The sequence below is a fragment of the Acidobacteriota bacterium genome (assembly GCA_034211275.1).
Lineage (GTDB): Bacteria > Acidobacteriota > Thermoanaerobaculia > Multivoradales > JAHZIX01 > JAGQSE01.
On record JAXHTF010000011.1, the window covers coordinates 56,183 to 72,666 of the forward strand.

9 protein-coding genes are annotated in these 16,484 nt (G+C 67.6%); 4 read left to right on the forward strand and 5 right to left on the reverse strand.

The genetic code is table 11. The annotated features are described in order from the left end of the window. Positions 1-69: 69 nt before the first annotated feature. On the reverse strand, positions 70-2,874 hold the full coding sequence (locus tag SX243_03940) for a serine/threonine-protein kinase (GenBank protein ID MDY7092103.1): 2,805 nt from the start codon (positions 2,872-2,874) through the stop codon (positions 70-72). Continuing rightward, complete coding sequence (locus tag SX243_03945) at positions 2,871-3,491, reverse strand: ECF-type sigma factor (protein ID MDY7092104.1); 621 nt, start codon at positions 3,489-3,491, stop codon at positions 2,871-2,873. The genes SX243_03940 and SX243_03945 overlap by 4 nt, the downstream gene beginning before the upstream one ends. A gap of 194 nt (positions 3,492-3,685) precedes the next feature. Here SX243_03945 and SX243_03950 point away from each other — a divergent pair, with 194 nt between their 5' ends. Next, a complete protein-coding gene (locus SX243_03950) occupies positions 3,686-5,071 on the forward strand; it encodes a hypothetical protein (GenBank protein MDY7092105.1) in 1,386 nt (461 codons plus the stop codon). A gap of 126 nt (positions 5,072-5,197) precedes the next feature. Further along, complete coding sequence (locus tag SX243_03955; GenBank protein MDY7092106.1) at positions 5,198-6,601, forward strand: hypothetical protein; 1,404 nt, start codon at positions 5,198-5,200, stop codon at positions 6,599-6,601. Here SX243_03955 and SX243_03960 read toward each other — a convergent pair. The 3 genes from SX243_03960 to SX243_03970 are packed head-to-tail and all read right to left on the reverse strand — an operon-like array spanning position 6,562 to position 13,565. Then, positions 6,562-9,474 carry a tetratricopeptide repeat protein gene (locus tag SX243_03960; protein MDY7092107.1) on the reverse strand — a complete coding sequence of 971 codons (2,913 nt, stop codon included), beginning with the start codon at positions 9,472-9,474 and terminating at the stop codon, positions 6,562-6,564. The two genes, SX243_03955 and SX243_03960, sit on opposite strands and share 40 nt — an antisense overlap. Before the next feature lie 17 nt (positions 9,475-9,491). Then, positions 9,492-10,205, reverse strand: a complete 714-nt coding sequence (locus SX243_03965) for an ECF-type sigma factor (GenBank protein ID MDY7092108.1) — start codon at positions 10,203-10,205, stop codon at positions 9,492-9,494. 48 nt (positions 10,206-10,253) lie between these two features. Beyond that, positions 10,254-13,565, reverse strand: a complete 3,312-nt coding sequence (locus SX243_03970) for a hypothetical protein (protein ID MDY7092109.1) — start codon at positions 13,563-13,565, stop codon at positions 10,254-10,256. A 278-nt stretch (positions 13,566-13,843) separates the two neighbouring features. On the opposite strand from SX243_03970, the gene SX243_03975 reads away from it, so the two are divergent. Together SX243_03975 and SX243_03980 are read left to right on the forward strand one after the other, a co-directional pair. Next, entirely contained in the window at positions 13,844-15,322 is a 1,479-nt protein-coding gene (locus SX243_03975) for an efflux RND transporter periplasmic adaptor subunit (protein ID MDY7092110.1), read from the forward strand. Further along, on the forward strand, positions 15,322-16,484 hold a 1,163-nt coding region (locus tag SX243_03980), incomplete at its 3' end, for an efflux RND transporter permease subunit (GenBank protein MDY7092111.1). The genes SX243_03975 and SX243_03980, both read left to right, overlap by 1 nt.

Sequence of the window (16,484 nt, forward strand, 5' to 3'; positions counted from 1 at the left end):
GCGCTTCATGGTCCCTAGCGATGGAATCGCGGGGGCTGTGTCATTTTTTTTGTGTGGGCGGTTTTCTTCTCATCGGGAGTCAGCACGGAGGTCCTGGAGCGCCGCCTGGAGCTGCTCGATCTGCGGGTGGCCGGGGGGCAGGAATTGGCTGCGCAGGTCCAGGGACCGCCGATAGAGGACGGTGGCTTCGGCGGCATCGCCCCGGCGTTGGCGGACGGCGGCTAGCTCGCTGAGTATTTCGGAGAGGGGAAAAAGGTTCTGATGCCCGGCTTGCTCGAGGCCCGCGAGGCTGCGGCGAAGCATGGGTTCCGCTTGCTCCAGGCGTCCCTCCCGGGCGTGGATAGTTCCGGTGAAACCGAGGGTCAGGAGGGTGCTGAGGTGATCTTCCCCGAGATTGGCCCGGTGGGATCGAAGGACCTCCTCCAGCATGGTCAGGGCCTCTTCCAATCGCCCCGTGTCCCGCAGCACCAGCGCCAGGTTCATGCGCGTCCGCTCGAGCCCCTCCACATCGTCGGGCCGGTGCTGCCGGCGCAGCGCGAGCGCCCGGCGGTAGGACGCTTCCGCTTCTTCGTTGCGGCCCTGGCGCCAGTACAGAAGGCCCAGGCTGCTGAACACCTTCATGGTCTCGTGGTGACTTTCCCCGACGGTGGCGAGATCGATCTCCAGCGCTTGCTGGAAGAGCTCTTCCGCTTCCGGGTAGCGGCCGGTGTAGGAAAACAAGATTGCGAGGTTGGTCAAGGTCAGGGCGGTCTCCGGGTGGTCCGGTCCCAGCACTCGCTGCTGAATCTCCAGGACCCGGCGCATGCTGATCTCGCTTTCGGCGAATCGGCCGGTGCGCTGCAGGACGACCCCCAGGTTGCTCAGGGAAGCGGCCAGCTGAGGGTGGTAGGGGCCGAGATTCTTTTCGATGATCTCGCTGGCGCGGCGCAGATGAGGTTCTGACTCGCGGTAGTGGCCATCGAGCCAGAGGACGGCTCCCAGGTTGTTGTGGCTGGCGGCGACGTCGGGGTGGTCGGCCTCCAGATGCGCTTGGCGCAGTTCCAGCGCGCGCCGGTGGGCGACGGCGGCCTCATCGTAGCGCCGCTGGCGCAGCCGTAGATTCCCCAGACTGTTGTGCACCTCGGCTTGGATCAACGGCCGGGTGTCGGCCCAGTCGCGGACCAGCGCCTCCGCCCGCAGGAGCACCACCGCCGCGGCGTCCAGGTCCCCCGCCCTCCGTTTGTGATTGCCCAGAAGTAGCAGCGAGCGCACCGTGTCGGGATCCTGGTGGGGAAGCTCCTTCTCCCTCAGCTCCAAGGCTTCCGCCGCCAGCTCGGCGCCCTCGTCGTAGAGGCCCAGCCGCAGGTAGACGTCCGACAAGGTGTGGAGCAGCTGGGCCTGTTGCAGCGGCTGCAGGGGCTGGTCGCGGGTACGCTCGACTCCTTCCGCCACAAGCTCCCGGGCCGTCATCTCCTCGCCTTGGGTCGCCTCCGGCCGCGCCGCTTCGAAGAGCTCCACCAGAAAGCCCAACGCCTGCTGGGCGGCCTGGGCTTCGGTGCGGGCTCGCTCTTCCGCCTTCAGCGCTCGCCGGGTCGCCAGCGAGCTGAAGATCGCGGCGCCGGCAAAGGTCAGCAGGGTGAGCACCACCAGGGCGGTGGCGAGGCGATTGCGCCGGGTGAGCTTGACGAAGCGATCCTTCAGGCTGCGCGGGCGGGCGCTCACCGGTTCATAGCGCAGCGACCGTTCGAGATCGTTGGCCAGCTCTTCGGCGGTGCCGTAGCGCTCTTCCCGATCCCAGGCGATGGCCTTGCAGACGATGCAGTCGAGGTCTCCCCGCAGCCAGCGAGGCAGCTGGCCGGGGCGGACCCGGCGACGCTCGGCGACCTGGCGGCGCAGGGCGGGACCGAGGTCCGCCACCCGCTCGCTGGGTCGCCGGGGGGACTCCGAGGGCAAGCCCAGGGGGAGCTGGCCGGGAGACTCTTCCTCTCCGCCGTCCACCTGCGTGTGCGGATGGGTGCCGGTGAGCAGCACGTAGAGCACCACCCCCAGCGAGTAGACGTCGGTGCGGGTGTCGAGGTCCGGAGTCTCGGCGGAGGAGCGTAGCGCTTCCGGGCTCATGTATTGGGGCGTGCCCAGGGGAACTTCGCCGCTGGAAACGGGCTCGCCCCCGGGGCCGCCATCGAGCCAGCGGACGATGCCGAAGTCGATGATCTTGGGAGTCGGCGTGCCGTCCACCGCCGCCACCAGGATGTTGGAGGGCTTCAAGTCGCGGTGCAGGAGCTGCTTGCTGTGGGCGTGCTGGACACCACGGCAGACGGCGGCGAAGAGCCGGAGCCGCTGGTCCAGGGACAGCCGTTGCTCCTCGCAGTAGCGGGTGATGGGGATGCCGTCGACGTACTCCATGGCGAAGTACGGCTGGCCTTCCGGGGTGGTGGCGGCGTCGTAGAGCTGGGCGACGTTGGGATGGTTGAGGCGGGCGAGGGCGCGGCGCTCGGCGAGGAAGCGGCGGTCGGCGTCACCGCTGCCCCAGCCCGAGCGCACTAGTTTGAGGGCGACGTCCCGCTCCACCTCGCCGGTTTGCCGCGCCAAGTAGACCCGCCCCATGCCGCCTTCCCCCAGCACCTGAAGGAGCTCGTAGGGGCCGATGCGTTGTCCGAGCTCCGGCTCCGGAGCCTCCGGCACGATGTCGCCGCCGGGGGTCAGACCCATGAGCTCATGGGCGGCCTGATCGAGGACCGAGCTCAGCTCGTCCTCCGTCGCCAGCAGCGCCTCTGCCTCCATCGCCAGCTCGGCATCGGGGGCGTGATCGTGGAGGAATCGGTGGCGGTCCGGGGGAGCGAGGTCGAGGGCACCTTCCAGCAGCTCGCGGAGCTGAAGCTCTCGCCGCGCGGTCATCCGGTGCCCATGGGGGCCCGGGGAGCCTGCAACATCCGCCCCAGCAGCATGCGGGCGATGCGCCAGTCCCGGGCGACGGTGGCGCGGGAAACGCCCAGCACCTGGGCCGCTTCGTCTTCGGCCAGACCGCCGAAGAAACGCAGCTCGACCACCCGCGCCTGCCGTGGATGATTCTCCTGCAGCTGCTGGAGGGATTCGTGGACGGCGAGGACGTCGAGGAAGGCCTCGCTACCAGCCTCCTCCGCGTCGGCTTCTTCGAAGGGCATGCGTTGGGCCGGCGAGGGCCGCCGGGCGGCGGCATGGTAGCGGGCGTGCTCCACCAGGATGCGGCGCATCGCCTGGGCCGCCACGGCGAAGAAGTGGGTGCGGTTCTCGATGGTGGCCTGGGAGAGGTCCGAGCCCACCAGTCGCAGATAGGCCTCGTGGACCAGCGCCGTCGGCGGCAGGGTGTGCCCGGCGCGCTCGCGGCGTAGGTAGTTGCCGGCGAGGACTCGCAGCTCCTGGTAGACCAGCGGCAGCAACTCGTCCACCACCTCCTGATCCCCACCCTTCCAGCGTTGGAGCAGTCGGGTCACCTCGCCCTGATCTCGGGCGCTTCTGGCGGTTTCGTCGCGCATGGGCCGGTCTATTGGTGCCTCCTTGGAGGCTGTCGATTGTACTGCATCCAGGTTTCTGTACTGGATTTGATCAGATCTCCCGCAACTTTCCGTTCAACAGGGTAAGGGGCCGCTCGGGAGGGCCGAGAGCCGCTCTCCCCGACCAGGGCGCCCCGGAATTCTGGTCCGGGCTCGCGCCCGGAAGGAGGTTTGCAATGAATCGAATTCGCGCTTTCGTGCTGCTCTGCCTCGCCGCTGCCGGAGGCTTCCTGGCCGTCTCTGCGGAGGGGGAAGGATCGCTGGGGGTTTTCCGGTGGCCGGGGGCCGAGCTGGCGGAGCCCCAGACGGGTTATGACACGCTTCAGGACCGCTTCGTGGTGGCTACTCTGGATCGGGTCAGCCCGCTTTTCCCCCAGCTCAGACTCGACGTCACCGTCGAGGGGACGTTCTACCCCTTGGAGGTCTATTCCTACCAGGCACCGTTCCTCACCCTCGCGTACTCGGACTTCGAGATCGTCGATGTGCTGGTCTATGGAGACCGCTACACGGTTTTCCTCAATCGACACGAGCTGGTCTCGAATTCTTGGTCGAGCTGGGTCGTGCACCTGGACTCGTCCTCCTTGGGGGTGGATTGGGCCCGACAGATCACGGCCGGGGAGAACGAGTATCTGCGGGTTCGCAAGGTCACCCACGCCAAGGGTGGCTTCGCCTTCGTGGCGGCGCTGGGCGACCTCGGCACGGAAGGTACCCCGACGGTGGTGGCCCGGCTCACCAGCGCCGGAGCTCTGACCTGGGCCGAGTCCTACCAGCTGTCGCCGTCCGTCGAGCTCTCGGCCATTTCCTTCGGCGCGCGCAAGCTGGTCGCGGGGGGCCGGATTTCCGACCCCACTTCGAGCCATTTCGGCGAGGCGGTGCTGCTCAAGCTCGACCTCGACACCGGGTTGCTCCTAGAAGCCGCTCTCTATCCGGATGTCTTCGTCGAGCGCTCGTTGGTTCTGGCCCAAAGCCAAGTCTTCACTTCGGCCAGCGGCGTGCTCTACGTGGCGGCCCGCACCCTGGCCAACGACGTGGTCTTCTTTCCGGTCGGCTCGGACCTCCAGGCTTTCACCGCAGCGCGGGTGTTGGTCGGCGAGCCCTTCTATCCCCAGGAATTCATCCTGACGGATTTCGGCGATGTGAGAGCGGTGATGCGCAACGACAACGGCGGTGACCGCCTGCTGACGGTGCCGGATCCCCTGGTCGGTAGCCTCGAGCTGCCTACCTATCTTCATCTGTCCGGCGGCGACTTCCCCGGCCAGGTAGAGCTCAACAGCATCGACCGCAGGGGGGCCTACGACTGGGACATTCTCGGGGGCTACTCCCTGCAGTCTCCTTCGTCTTTCATCGGTGGAAAAGCGCCGGTGATCGCGGATGTCGACGAGGACGGCATCACCGCCTACTGCATCCGGCCCGTCACGCTGCCCCAACGCGAGGCGGTGGCGATCCAGACCGTGGATTTCAAAGCCTGGTCGCAGACCAGCGAGCCGCTGGCCGCTGTGCCCACTGTTTTCGAACCGACGGGCTCTCGTATCGAGAGCAAGAGACTGCACTGTCCCCATTGAGGCTGCCGAGTCACCTCGAGAGCCCACTCGGTTCCCCTCGTAGGCCAGCTCGCATCCTTCGCCGGTCTGCACCATTCGAAAGATTCGCGTCCCCGACGCGACGTGAAAACTACAAGGAGCTTCATCATGCAACGTCTATTTTCTCTCGTCTGGATTCTGACTCTGCTCTGTGCTCTCGCAATGCCGGCCCCGCCGGCGGAAAGCCAACCCTTCGTCGAGAGTTACTCGTTCTTGGACGGCAGCCGAGCGGGCGCCCACGGTGCCTACGACACCAGCCGTGATCGGTGGGTCATGGCCTCGATCCGGGAGGTCCCTGGTGGCAGCCTCTGGGGGGCCCATCTGGATCTCACCATCAAGAACCCCAACCAGGTTGCCCGCACCTACTCCTTCAGCTCAGCGTTCCTGGGTCTCAAACAGGCGGAGTTCGAGATCGTCGACGTGATCTACGACGGTGAGGGCTATGCGATCTTCATCAACAAATACAGTCCCGGTCTTGGTGATCATTGGGCCAGCTGGATCGTGCACGTGGACGCCGATCTCCTGTACGTCGACTGGGCGAAGCAGATCCAGGTCAGCGGCGATCCGGGGGCCTACCTACGGGTTCGGGACGCAGAGAGCCTGCGCGGTGGCTACGCCATCGTGGCCGCTTTGGGGGACGCCTACCCGTACCCTCCTGCGCCGCCGGTGACGGTGGTGGCGCGCCTGGACGGTGCGGCCAGCGTGCTCTGGTCGCGTACCTACGAGCTGCCGCGGGAGGTCGCTTGGGTAGAGGTGTCCTACGGTCCCGAGGGTCTGGTGGTGGGAGGCTGGATCTCCGAGCTCCAGGCCGACGACCCCCAGGGGCTGGTCTTGATGAGGTTGGAAACCCATACCGGAGCTTTGCTCACCGCGGCCCAATATGAAGGCGTCGTCGCCCTCGACGACGTGGCCATGGCGCAGTCCGTGGGGTCTTCCAACACCACCGGCGGCCTCTACGTCGCCGGGCGCTCTGCCGACAATGACGTGACCTTCTTCCCGGTGGACAGCTCACTGCTGGCGGGCACGGCGACGCGCATGGCCACCGGATCCGGGCTTCGGCCGATCGAATTCGTGTTCAATCCGTCGGGGGATCTGGTGGCGGTGATGCAGAGCTACTTCCCCGGCGACCTGGTGCTGACGGTGCCGGCGCCTTTGACCGGCGGCACCGGGACGCCGGTTCTGAGCGATCTCTCGCCCATGGTTCCGGCGGACGGAGTGGAGGTTCTGAGTGCGGATCGGGCCGGGGATCCGGTGATGCTCGTGGGATACCAGGAGGGGCATTCGTCGGCCTCGACGGACCCCGTCACACTGATCTTCACCGACACGGCGGGCTATCTCGACAGCTGCGTTCCGGCCTATGCGGTACCGACTCGAGAGTCGCTGCCGATGGTGACCCATTACTTCCAGGAGTGGAGCCAGACGAACCGGAGCATCGTCACCGTCGACTATCCGGTGAACTTCCAGGGGATCAACTACGTCTTCGGCGATCCGCTCTGCTTCGGAGCGTCCTGAAGCCTGATCGACCGATCACCGGGTAGGCCGCCGGGGAAGACCTCTCCGGCGGTCCGCTCCGCGGCGAGGAGCCCGGGATGCTCCGGGGGCAGGGCGTTGCGCAGGATCGGCAACGCTGGCTCCAGGGCTTCCCGGGCTTGTCGGTTGCGGCCCCGGGAGCGCTCGATGTCGGCCAGGACAGCGAGACAGAGTCCCCGCTCCGGATGTTCTTCGTCCACCTCCCGCCACCGCTGCGCCGCCTGCCGGTAGAGATCGGCAGCGTCGTCCAAGCGTCCTCGGAGCTTCTCCAAGCGAGCCAGCTGAGCCTGGACGTCCGCCACCGGTGGTGCCTCGGCGCCGAGCTCTTGCTCCAAGTCGGCCTTGCTGTGGAGGAGCTCTTCCTCCGCGGCGTCGAGGCGACCCTGGTCGAGGAGGATCGTGCCGCGGGTGAGGCGGGTGGTGGAGCGCCAGGGATGCTCCGGGGCTACCTGGGCCCCGAAGATCGAGTCAGCCCGTTCCGCCAGCTCGAGGGCTTCCTTCCACCGGCCCTGGTCGCGCCGCAACTCGGCCAGGGCCTTGAGGGCGAAGCCGGTGTAGGGATGGTCTTCCAGATCGTGGAGGCGATGGATGCGCAACGCGTCCTGGATTCGCGCCTCGGCCCGAGGGAAGTCCGCCAAGATTCGTTCGAGGCGGCCGAGATTGGCCTGATTCACCGCGATGAAGACGTGATCGTCGCCGTGGATCTGGCGCATGATCGTCAGGCCTTCTTCATAGGCGGCGCGGGAACCCCGATAGTCCCCCCGGGACCGCAGGACGATGCCCAGGTTGTTGAGCACGGTGGCGGTTTCCGCGGATCCGCCGAGGCGTCGCCGATAGATTTCCAAGGCTCGGTGGAGGTGCTCCTCTGCTTCTCGGTAGCGGGTAGCGTTGCGCAGGGTATCGCCCAGGATGTTGCTCATTTCGGCGACATCGAGCTCCGATCCGGTTGCCTGGCTGAGGGCCAGGGCGCGGCGGGCGAGACGTTCCGCCTCCCCGAGGTTCCCACCCTTTTGCAGCAAGCTCGCCAGGTAACCCATGCGTCGGGCCAGCTCTTTGCTGGGCCGTTCCTCGAGCAACTCCACCGATTGCCGAAACTCCTCCTCGGCGCCGGCGTTGTCGCCCTGGAGGCGCAGTAGGTGGCCAAGAGTGCTGTGGGTTGCCGAGAGCTCCTCCCGGGCCCTAGGCATCTCCATCTCGAAGCTCTTCAGGGCCGAGAGCAGATGCTCCTGGGCGGCGGGCAGGTCGCCGCTGTTAGTCAATAGATTTCCCAGCTGCAGCTCGATGCGGGCGGTTCGAAGATGCCGTGGGCCGTAGGCCTCCGTGGCCTGCTCCAAGCTGTGCTCCAGGAGCTCCCGAGCTTCGGGAAAAAAGCCCTGGTTTTGGTAGATGAGGCCGAGGGTGGAGGCCAGTCGCACCTGCAGCTCGGGCTGGTTGGCGAGCTCTGTCAGCACCCGCTGCTGCTGGGTATCGAGAAGATCTTTCATGCCGGCGCGGGTGGCGGCCTCGCTGTGGGGATTTTGCGTCTGGAAGACATGCTCCACAAAGGCCACCGCCTCCTCCGCCCGCTCCTGCTCCTGAAGCGCGGTGTTGCGCTCCTGCCGCAGGCGCTGGGCCTGGAGCGCGGCGGTGACGGCGAAGGCCATCAGCGAGAGTGCCAGCAACACCGCCAGCACCACGGCGGCTCGGTTGCGGCCGACGAATTTGCCCAGTCGATAGCCCCAGGTCTGGGCCTGAGCGTGCACCGGCTGGCCGTCGAGAAAACGCTGGATATCGTCCGCCAGGGCCTGGGCGGAGGGATAGCGGCCGGAGGGCTCGGGGCGCAGCGCTTTGAGAGCGATGCGGTCCAAGTCTTGGGGCAGCGAGCGCCACCGGGGACCGGAGGCAGAGCCGGTGGCTCCTGGCCGCCGGTGCAGGCATTGGCTGGGGGGCAGGGGCTCGGCGGTCTCCAGCCTGCGCTGCATCTCCGCCGGGCTCAATCCGGTGGGGTCGTGGGGCCGTTCCCCCGCCAGCAGCTCGTAGAGCAGGACGCCCAGGGAGTAGACGTCGGTGGCGGTGGTGACGGTGCGTCCGGCGATCTGCTCGGGGCTGGCATAGCTGGGGGTCAGGGCGCGGTATTGCGTTGCGGTGCGCTCGCCGGTGGGCAGCCCGCTTTCGTCCAGCAGCTTGGCGAGGCCGAAGTCCAAGAGCTTGGGCTCGCCGCTCTCCGTCACCAACAGATTGGCGGGCTTGAGGTCGCGGTGCACCACCAGGTGCGAGTGGGCGAATTGCACCGCCTCACACGCCTTGCGGAAGAGCTCGAGGACGTCCCGAAGCTCGGTGGAGCTGCGCCAGCAGTGCTCGGTGATGGGCAGGCCCGGGACGTATTCCATGGCCACGAAGGGGATGCCGTCCTCGGTGCTGCCGCCGTCGAGGAAGCGGGCGATGTTGGGGTGCTCCAAGGAGGCGAGGATTCGGCGCTCCGCCACCAGCCGTTGATCCGCCTCCGGCAGCGACAGGCCGCGGAGGAGCTTCACCGCCAGCGGGCGCTCGAAGTCCACGCCCTCCTGCCGCGCCAGGTAGACCCGGCTCATTCCCCCTTCGCCGATGGGCTGCAACAGACGATAGCGGCCCACTCGGCGGCCTTCCCAAGGGTCTTCCCGCGGGTTCTCCGATCGTTCCTCGGAAGCGCCTTGCGCCAGCAGCGGCGCCTGCAGGAACTGGTCGTCTTCGGCCGCTTCGAGAAGCTGCTCCAATTCCTTCGCCAGGGCCGGATCCCGGGCGTGCAGCTCGTCGAGGAAGCGTCTCCTTCGATTCTCCGGCAGCGCCGAGACCTGATCCCAGAGCTCCTCCAGGCGCTGCCAGCGGTGGATGTCCACGGAGCTCGGCCTTACCTTCAGCTCAGCTGTCGCCGGAGCCAGGCGCGGGCCATGCTCCAGCGGCGCTGGGCGGTGGCTTCGCCGATGGACAAACAGGCGGCGATCTCGGGCAGGGTCAGGCCGCCGAAGTAGCGTAGCTCCACCACCCGCGCGGCCTCGGCGTCGAAGTCCGCCAGGCGGGTCAGGGCGTCGTCGAGGGCCAGCACGTCCACCGGGGCTTCCGGAGCCGTCAGTCGCTCCGCATCGAGGGTCAGCTGCTGGAAGTCTTTGCCGCGCTTGAGGGAGTCCTTGCGCCGGTAGCGGTCTACCAGCACCTGCCGCGCCACCTGCGAGGCGAAGGCGAAGAATTGCAGGCGGCTTTGCCAGGACAGCCGCTGCTGGCCGCTGACCCGCAGGTAGGTCTCGTGCAGCAGCTCGGTGGCTTGGAGGGTCGTCTGGCGGCGCCCGCCGAGCTGCCGGCGAGCGATGCGCCGCAGCTCTGGATAGACCCGGGTGAAGAGCTCGTCCCGAGCCTCCACGTCCCCGCTCTCCCAGGCCTGCAGCAACTGGGTGATCTCGGCGCCGGCGGAAGCCTGAAGCGCAGGGGGTGAGTCAGAGGCACACTCGGCGAACGTAGCACGGTGGCGGTGATTGAAGCCACAGAGTTTTGAGTAGATACGGGAGCTGCCAAAAGCCGAGAGCAGGACCCTCGGCGCTCCCGTACGGGGGGCGCTTTGGATCCTGCTCTCGATGGTTGAAGGGCTCCGTGGGTAGCCTTCAGGAGGGGTTGTCGGCCGGGGTTACTGCAAGGTGATGCGCGCCCAGCCGGCGTCGGTCTGGGTGCCGTCGGCGTTGACCACCCGCACGTAGTGCCAGTTCCAGGCTACCGGATCGAACATGCCCGCCGGCGGCGGCTCGGGGATGGAGATGGAGCTGTCCGCCAGGGCATCCTGGACGCCTGGGGCGAAGCGGCCTCCCAGCATCAGCTGATACATGACCTCCGTGCGAGCCTGGATCGCCGTCTTCCAGACCACCCGGCCGTCGGCGGTGCGCTCCTCCGTGGGATAGAGCGGCAGCACCGAGCGGCGCATCAGCACCTGGTTGGCATCCTCCGGCCCGAGGCTGAGATTCGGCGGCGAGCCCGCCTGGTCATCCCAATGGGTGAAGAGGTGGAGCTCGGCTCCCGGGCGCAGGTGCTCACCTGCCACCTGGAAGAGCCGCGGCGCGTCCCATTGGACCCCCGGCAGCCCGAAGGCGTCCGGCGGACCGTCCTGGGTCAGGCCGTATTGGAACAGGCGCACGGCGTGGGAGTGAATGCCGCCGAAGCTCGCCAGGGCTAGGCCCGGCTCCGGCCCCAACCACTCCTCGGTGAGGGTGGTGATGGGGCTGTAGATGTCCAGGGGCGCCATGGGCAGCAGCTCGACGTTGGCCGGTGCCGGTCCGTTGAGGGGAGCGGCGGAGCCGGTGGTCGACGCCAGACGCCGCTCGTCGCCCAGGGGCGTGCCCTGGAAGACCAGGCGGTCGAAGGGCCGCACCAGCGCGGCGAGTAGCTGAGAGCGCGTCCAGGCAGTGCCCGAGGGCTCCTGGCGATAGACCGGGGTAGCGCCGGTGACGTCGAGCCAGAAGCCCGTCTCGCCGCCGCGGAGGGAGGCTTGCACCGCCACTCCGAGGTAGGCCTTGGCGGCCTGGTCCTCGAGGGCCTGGATCTCCGCCAGCAGGGCGGCATCGGAGGCGTTCCAGCGATGCAGGGTGACGGCATAGCCGACCCGGGGAGCCAGGCCCCAATCCATCTCGTAGACGAAGGTCAGCAGATCCTGCAGGTCGGGGCAGGAGACGAAGGGAGCTCCGCACAGGTCCGGACCGAAGAGGAATTGGGAGAACCGGTCCGCATCGGCGAAGTCGTTGAAGTTGGGCAGGAAGGTGGGCTCGCTGATCCAACCGGTGATGCCCACGCCCTCCATGCCGGCAATGGCGTAGGGTCCGGGCAGCGCCGGATTGCCGTCCAGCTTGACGGTGGCTTCCTTGCCGATCATGCCGCGCAGGCCCGGGGTTGAAACCGGCTGCGGGAAGGCGAAGAACTCCCGGTCGTGACCGGCGTTGAGCTGCGGCTCGTCGGTGATGCGATTGTCCGAGCCGATGGGCAGGACGTGGCAATGGCCGCAGGTTTCCGCTCCGCCCTCACCGGGGCGGAAGGAGTGGTAAATCTTCAGGCCGCGCTGGCCGCCGCTGCCGGTGGCCACGTCCTGGGGATCGCCGAAGCTACCCGAGAACTGGCGCGCCAGCGGCTGGCGGGGGTTGGGCGGATAGTGGATGGAGTTGATCATCTCCTCGAAGAGCGCCATCTCCGGAGCGCTGATCTCCGAGCCGCCCATCAGGCCATCGAAGGCGACATTGAAGGCGATGAAATCCTCTCGGTCCCCGCGCCAGTGGTAGGGCGCGTTGGTGAACAGGCCCTGAGTCTCCGGATCCACTTCCCAATCCAACAGTCCCTGGAGCGACTGGGTGGTGGTCCAACCCTTGTCGGCGACGAATTCGCTGGGGAAGAAGTTGGTGTCGAAGATCAGCTCCGGCGGGATGGGCGTAGTGGGGAGGGACGGATCGAGGCCCAGATTCCAGGCCAGTCCGTCGCTGCGTCCGTCGATGTGGCAGCTGGCGCAGGAAACGAAGCCGGCGCCGGAGAGGTTCGCGCTGTACAGGAACTCACGGCCGTGACGGATGTACTCCGGGGTCGGGTCCTGGGTGAGGGGGAAGGTCTCCACCACGGTTTCGGTGATCGGATCGATGACCGTCACCGAGTTGTCCAGGCGGTTGGCCACGTAGAGCCGAGCGCCAGTGGCATGGGGGCCGCCGCGGCGGCTCGCCGGCTTGAGGGCCAGGCCGCGGGGGCCAGCCATGGGATTGCCGGCGATCGGGGCGACGTCGATGGTGCGCCGCGGCCAGCTCAGAGCGGCGGCGGCGGTGTCGGCTTCGAGGACGCCGATGCGGTCGCTGCCGAAGCCGGTGACGAAGATCTTCGTGATGCCGCCGTCGGCCTCGAAGGCCGCCACGTCGGTGGGCTGGGCCAGGGCTTCGGCCTTGGCGACCGGCTGGTAGGGATCGGGCATCACTGCGCCGGTGGACGAGATGGCGTAGAGGCCGCCGGTGAGGTTGGCGGCGGGGACGGCGTTGAGGTCGCGGCTGTGGACCACGGGAGCCTCACCGCAGGGATCCTCGATGACGTGCAGCAGGCTGCGGGTGAACCCGGTGTCGGCGGCGGCCACCACCGGCTCGGTGCGCAGCTCGGCGTTGCGGGCCTCGGTGCCCACCGCCAGCAGCTCACCGCCCGGGGCGAAGCCGAGGGCGAAGATGCTGGTGCCGAGACCGGGGATGCGGATCCCTTGGTCCGAGCCCACGGGCCGGCGGAAGATGTCGAAGTCGTAGATGTCGCTGTTGCCGCCCATCATGGAGGCGAAGAAGAGCTGCCCGCAGCCGGCGGCGACGCTCCGGGGATGCTTGAGGGCGAAGATGTCGGGACCGAAGAGCCCGTCAATGTCCTCCCCCGCCGGCACTGTCGCGAAAATGTACTCCGACCCCGGGGCCACCGGCTCCAGAGTCCGGCTGTCGTATTCCCCGTAGGCGTCGAGCATGGAGTGGGGGACGAAGACCGAGATGCCCGAAGGACCGTCACCGGGGGCGAAGGCCAGGTCCGCCGGCTCGTCGGTGACACGGGTGGTCTTCACCAGCCGGGCTCGAAGGCCGTCCCGACCGCCGGGGAGTACCTGGACGACGCTGATGGAATCTCCCAGGAAGTTGGCGGTGTAGAGCCGCTTGCGCTGGGGCAGCCAGCGGACCGAGACGGGCTCCAGGCCGGTGCGCACGCGGGTGATGAAGCGATGCCTGGAGGGGATGCGCTCGTCCGTGTGCCAGATCTCGAGGGTGCTGGCCGGGGTGTTGACCACGGCGAGATACGACTGGCCGGCAACCTGGAAGACTTCGATGGGATGGGTTTGGGGACTCTCGACGTTCAGATAGTCGGTACGTCCCTGAGCCTGGGCCGAGGAATCGACCACAGAGCTCAGGGACCAGCTACAAGCCAGGCAGAGCAGGGAGAGAACAAATAATCGACGGAACATCAACATTCCTCCTTCTGAGGTAAAAAGCGAAATTTCTGAGAATCTGCGAGTCTAGGGGCTGTCCACAGAGGTGACAAGTCAGCCGGCAGACTATTTCGTGACGTTTGGGACGCTCGGACGAGCGGACCGTGGGAGCTCTTTGCTCATAGTCGAAGGTGCAAGTGCGTGATCTTGCATAGATTGGGACATGGATCAGCCAGATTCGCCGGGTCGGGTGACGAAATCGTCAGTTCTTGGGGTGCGTCAACCGCTCCGCCTATACTCTGCGTGGAGGTTGCATGAACCGATCAACGACCCCTCAGCGGGTCCCGTCCCCCATCTCACTTCAAACGAATCTCAGCTCCCGGCAGATCCTGCGGAAATTGCCCCTCGTCGCCTCGTGTGGGCTGATCTTGCTCCTGGGTGCCTGCGCCGGCGGCTCCGACCCCAGCGCCGAGGCTGCCCTGCCTGCGCCGGCGGTGGAGGCGGTGCCGGCGCGGGAGGGGGCGTTGCCGCTGGAGGAACGGCTCTCCGGCACCGTCAAGGCGCGCAACCAGGTCGCCATTCGGCCGGAGATCGAGGCGCCGGTCACCGCCGTGCTGGTAGAGAGCGGTGCCACGGTGACCCAGGGGCAGCCCCTGGTGCGTCTCGACGGCAGCCGCCTGCAGGACCAGCTGCGCCAGGCCGAGGCGAGCCTGCGGCTGGCGGAGGGGACCGCCGCGGAAGCTCGCGCCCGGGTGGCGGAGGTGGAGGCGGAGACGGTGCGCTCCCGCAGGCTGGCGGAGGAAGACCTGATCAGTGAGCTGGAGCTCGAGACGTTGGAGGCCCAGCTGAGCGCCGCCCAGGCCTCCGCCGAGCAGGCGGAGGCGCGAGTGGAGCAGGCTCGGGCAACGGTGCAGGAGCGCCGCTCGGACGTCGCCCGGGCGGTGGTGCGCTCCCCGGTGAGCGGCCGGGTGGGGCAGCGCAACGCGGAGGTGGGCATGTTGGTGGATCCCAACACCACCCTCTTCATGGTCGGCGATTTGACTCAGCTACGGGTGGAGATTCCCCTCACCGAGGCCATGCTCGGCTACATCGAAGAAGGCCAGCCGGTGCGCATCCTGCCTAACGGCGGCGAGCCTCTGGAGGCCACCCTGACCCGCATCTCTCCCTTTCTCGACGAGAACAGCTTCAGCACCGTCGGCGAGATCGACTTCGACTCACCGCAGGCTCCGCTGCGGCCGGGTACCTTCGTGGCGGTGGACGTGCTCTACGGAGAGAGCGACCGGGTGACCCTGGTGCCCACCGCCGCCGCCTGGGAAGATCCCGCCACCGGTGTCCTGGGGGTCTATGTCCTCGACTCCGCCCAGGGGCTTTCCGCGCCTCCGGAGTCGGCGTCGGGAGCGGACGCTGACGAAGCTTCGCTGCCCCCCCTCAGCGAGGAGACCTATCCCGTGACCCTGCGGCCGGTGGAAGTGCTGGCGGAAGGGCGCGGGATGATCGGCGTCACCGACGTCGAAGAAGGGGAGTGGGTGGTGACCCAGGGGCAGCAGCTGCTCAGCGGCAGCGCCGCCGACGAGCTGGCGGCGCGGGTGCGGCCGGCGAGCTGGCAGCGGGTGCTCAACCTTCAGGATCTGCAGCGGGAGGACCTCCTGCGACGCTTCCTGGCCAAGCAGCGCCGCTACGCCGAGGAGCGTGGCTCCCAGCCTCCCTCCAACCGCGAATATCTCGCCCCGGCCATCGGCGACGGCTCCGGTGAGGGCGGATCGGCGGAGCAGCAGAGCGGGGAGGATCGCTGATGGCCGCCATCACCGGTCTCTCCATCCGCCGCCCGGTGGCCACCACCATGGCTTTCTTGATCCTCATCGTTTTGGGGATCACCTCCTTCCTTCAGCTGCCGGTGGATTTGCTACCGCAGGTGGAATTCACCCAGCTGACGGTCTTCACCGGCTACCCCAACGTCGGACCGGAGGAGGTCGAGAAGATCCTCACCGATCCCATCGAGAACGCCTTGTCCGGCCTGCCCAATCTCGAGCGGGTGAGCTCCCAATCCTCCGAGGGTAGGAGTCGCATCACCCTCGAGTTCGGCCGCGGCACCAATATCGACGAGGCCGCCAACGACGTGCGCTCGGCCCTCGACCGCCTGCGGGACGAGCTGCCGGTGGAGGCGGAGGCGCCGGAGATCTTCAAGCTCGATCTCGACCGCATCGATGTGGTGAGCCTGGCGGTGACCTCCACCCGGCCGTTGGAAGAGCTCACCCGCATTCTGGAAAACGATCTTGCCCGGCGCTTCGAGCAGATTCCCGGCGTCGGCGCCATCACCGTTCGCGGTGGCGTGCAGCGGGAGATCCGCATCGAGCTCCTGCGGGACCGCCTCCAGGCCTCCGGGCTCACTGCCCTCGACGTGGTGGACGCCCTCGGCCGCGCCAACGTCACCCTCCCCGGTGGCGACGTCAAGAGCGGCACCAACAACCTCTACGTCCGCGCCGAGGGCGAGTACCGCACGGTGGAGGAGATCGCCCGCACCGTGGTCACCACCGTCGACGGCCTGCCGGTGCGGGTGCGCGACCTGGCGACGGTGCGGGACGGCTACGAGGACGTGCGCTACCTCTCCGAGATCAACGGCGTGCCGGCGGTGACCCTGCGGATCCAAAAACAGAGCGGCGCCAACACCGTGCAGGTGGCGGAGGATATCCGCGCCGAGGTGGACCGCATCCTCGCCGAGCGCGACGACCTCTACCTGACGGTGATCTCCGACCAGAGCGAGTTCATCCGCCAGTCCATCGACAGCGTGCGCACCGCCGGCCTGTGGGGCTCGCTGCTGGCCATCCTCACCCTCTACTTCTTCCTGCGCAATCGGTCGAGCACGGTGATCATCGCCATGGCCATCCCCATCTCGGTGATCTCCGCCTTCGGCCTCCTCTACTTCGCCGGCCTGACCCTCAACCAGATGACCTTCGG

Bases quoted from the DNA above. Each gene is read 5' to 3' on its own strand.
- SX243_03975 (MDY7092110.1), top strand. From the start codon at position 13,844: ATGAACCGATCAACGACCCCTCAGCGGGTCCCGTCCCCCATCTCACTT.
- SX243_03945 (MDY7092104.1), bottom strand. From the start codon at position 3,491: ATGCGCGACGAAACCGCCAGAAGCGCCCGAGATCAGGGCGAGGTGACC.
- SX243_03950 (MDY7092105.1), top strand. From the start codon at position 3,686: ATGAATCGAATTCGCGCTTTCGTGCTGCTCTGCCTCGCCGCTGCCGGA.
- SX243_03955 (MDY7092106.1), top strand. From the start codon at position 5,198: ATGCAACGTCTATTTTCTCTCGTCTGGATTCTGACTCTGCTCTGTGCT.
- SX243_03970 (MDY7092109.1), bottom strand. From the start codon at position 13,565: ATGTTCCGTCGATTATTTGTTCTCTCCCTGCTCTGCCTGGCTTGTAGC.
- SX243_03940 (MDY7092103.1), bottom strand. From the start codon at position 2,874: ATGACCGCGCGGCGAGAGCTTCAGCTCCGCGAGCTGCTGGAAGGTGCC.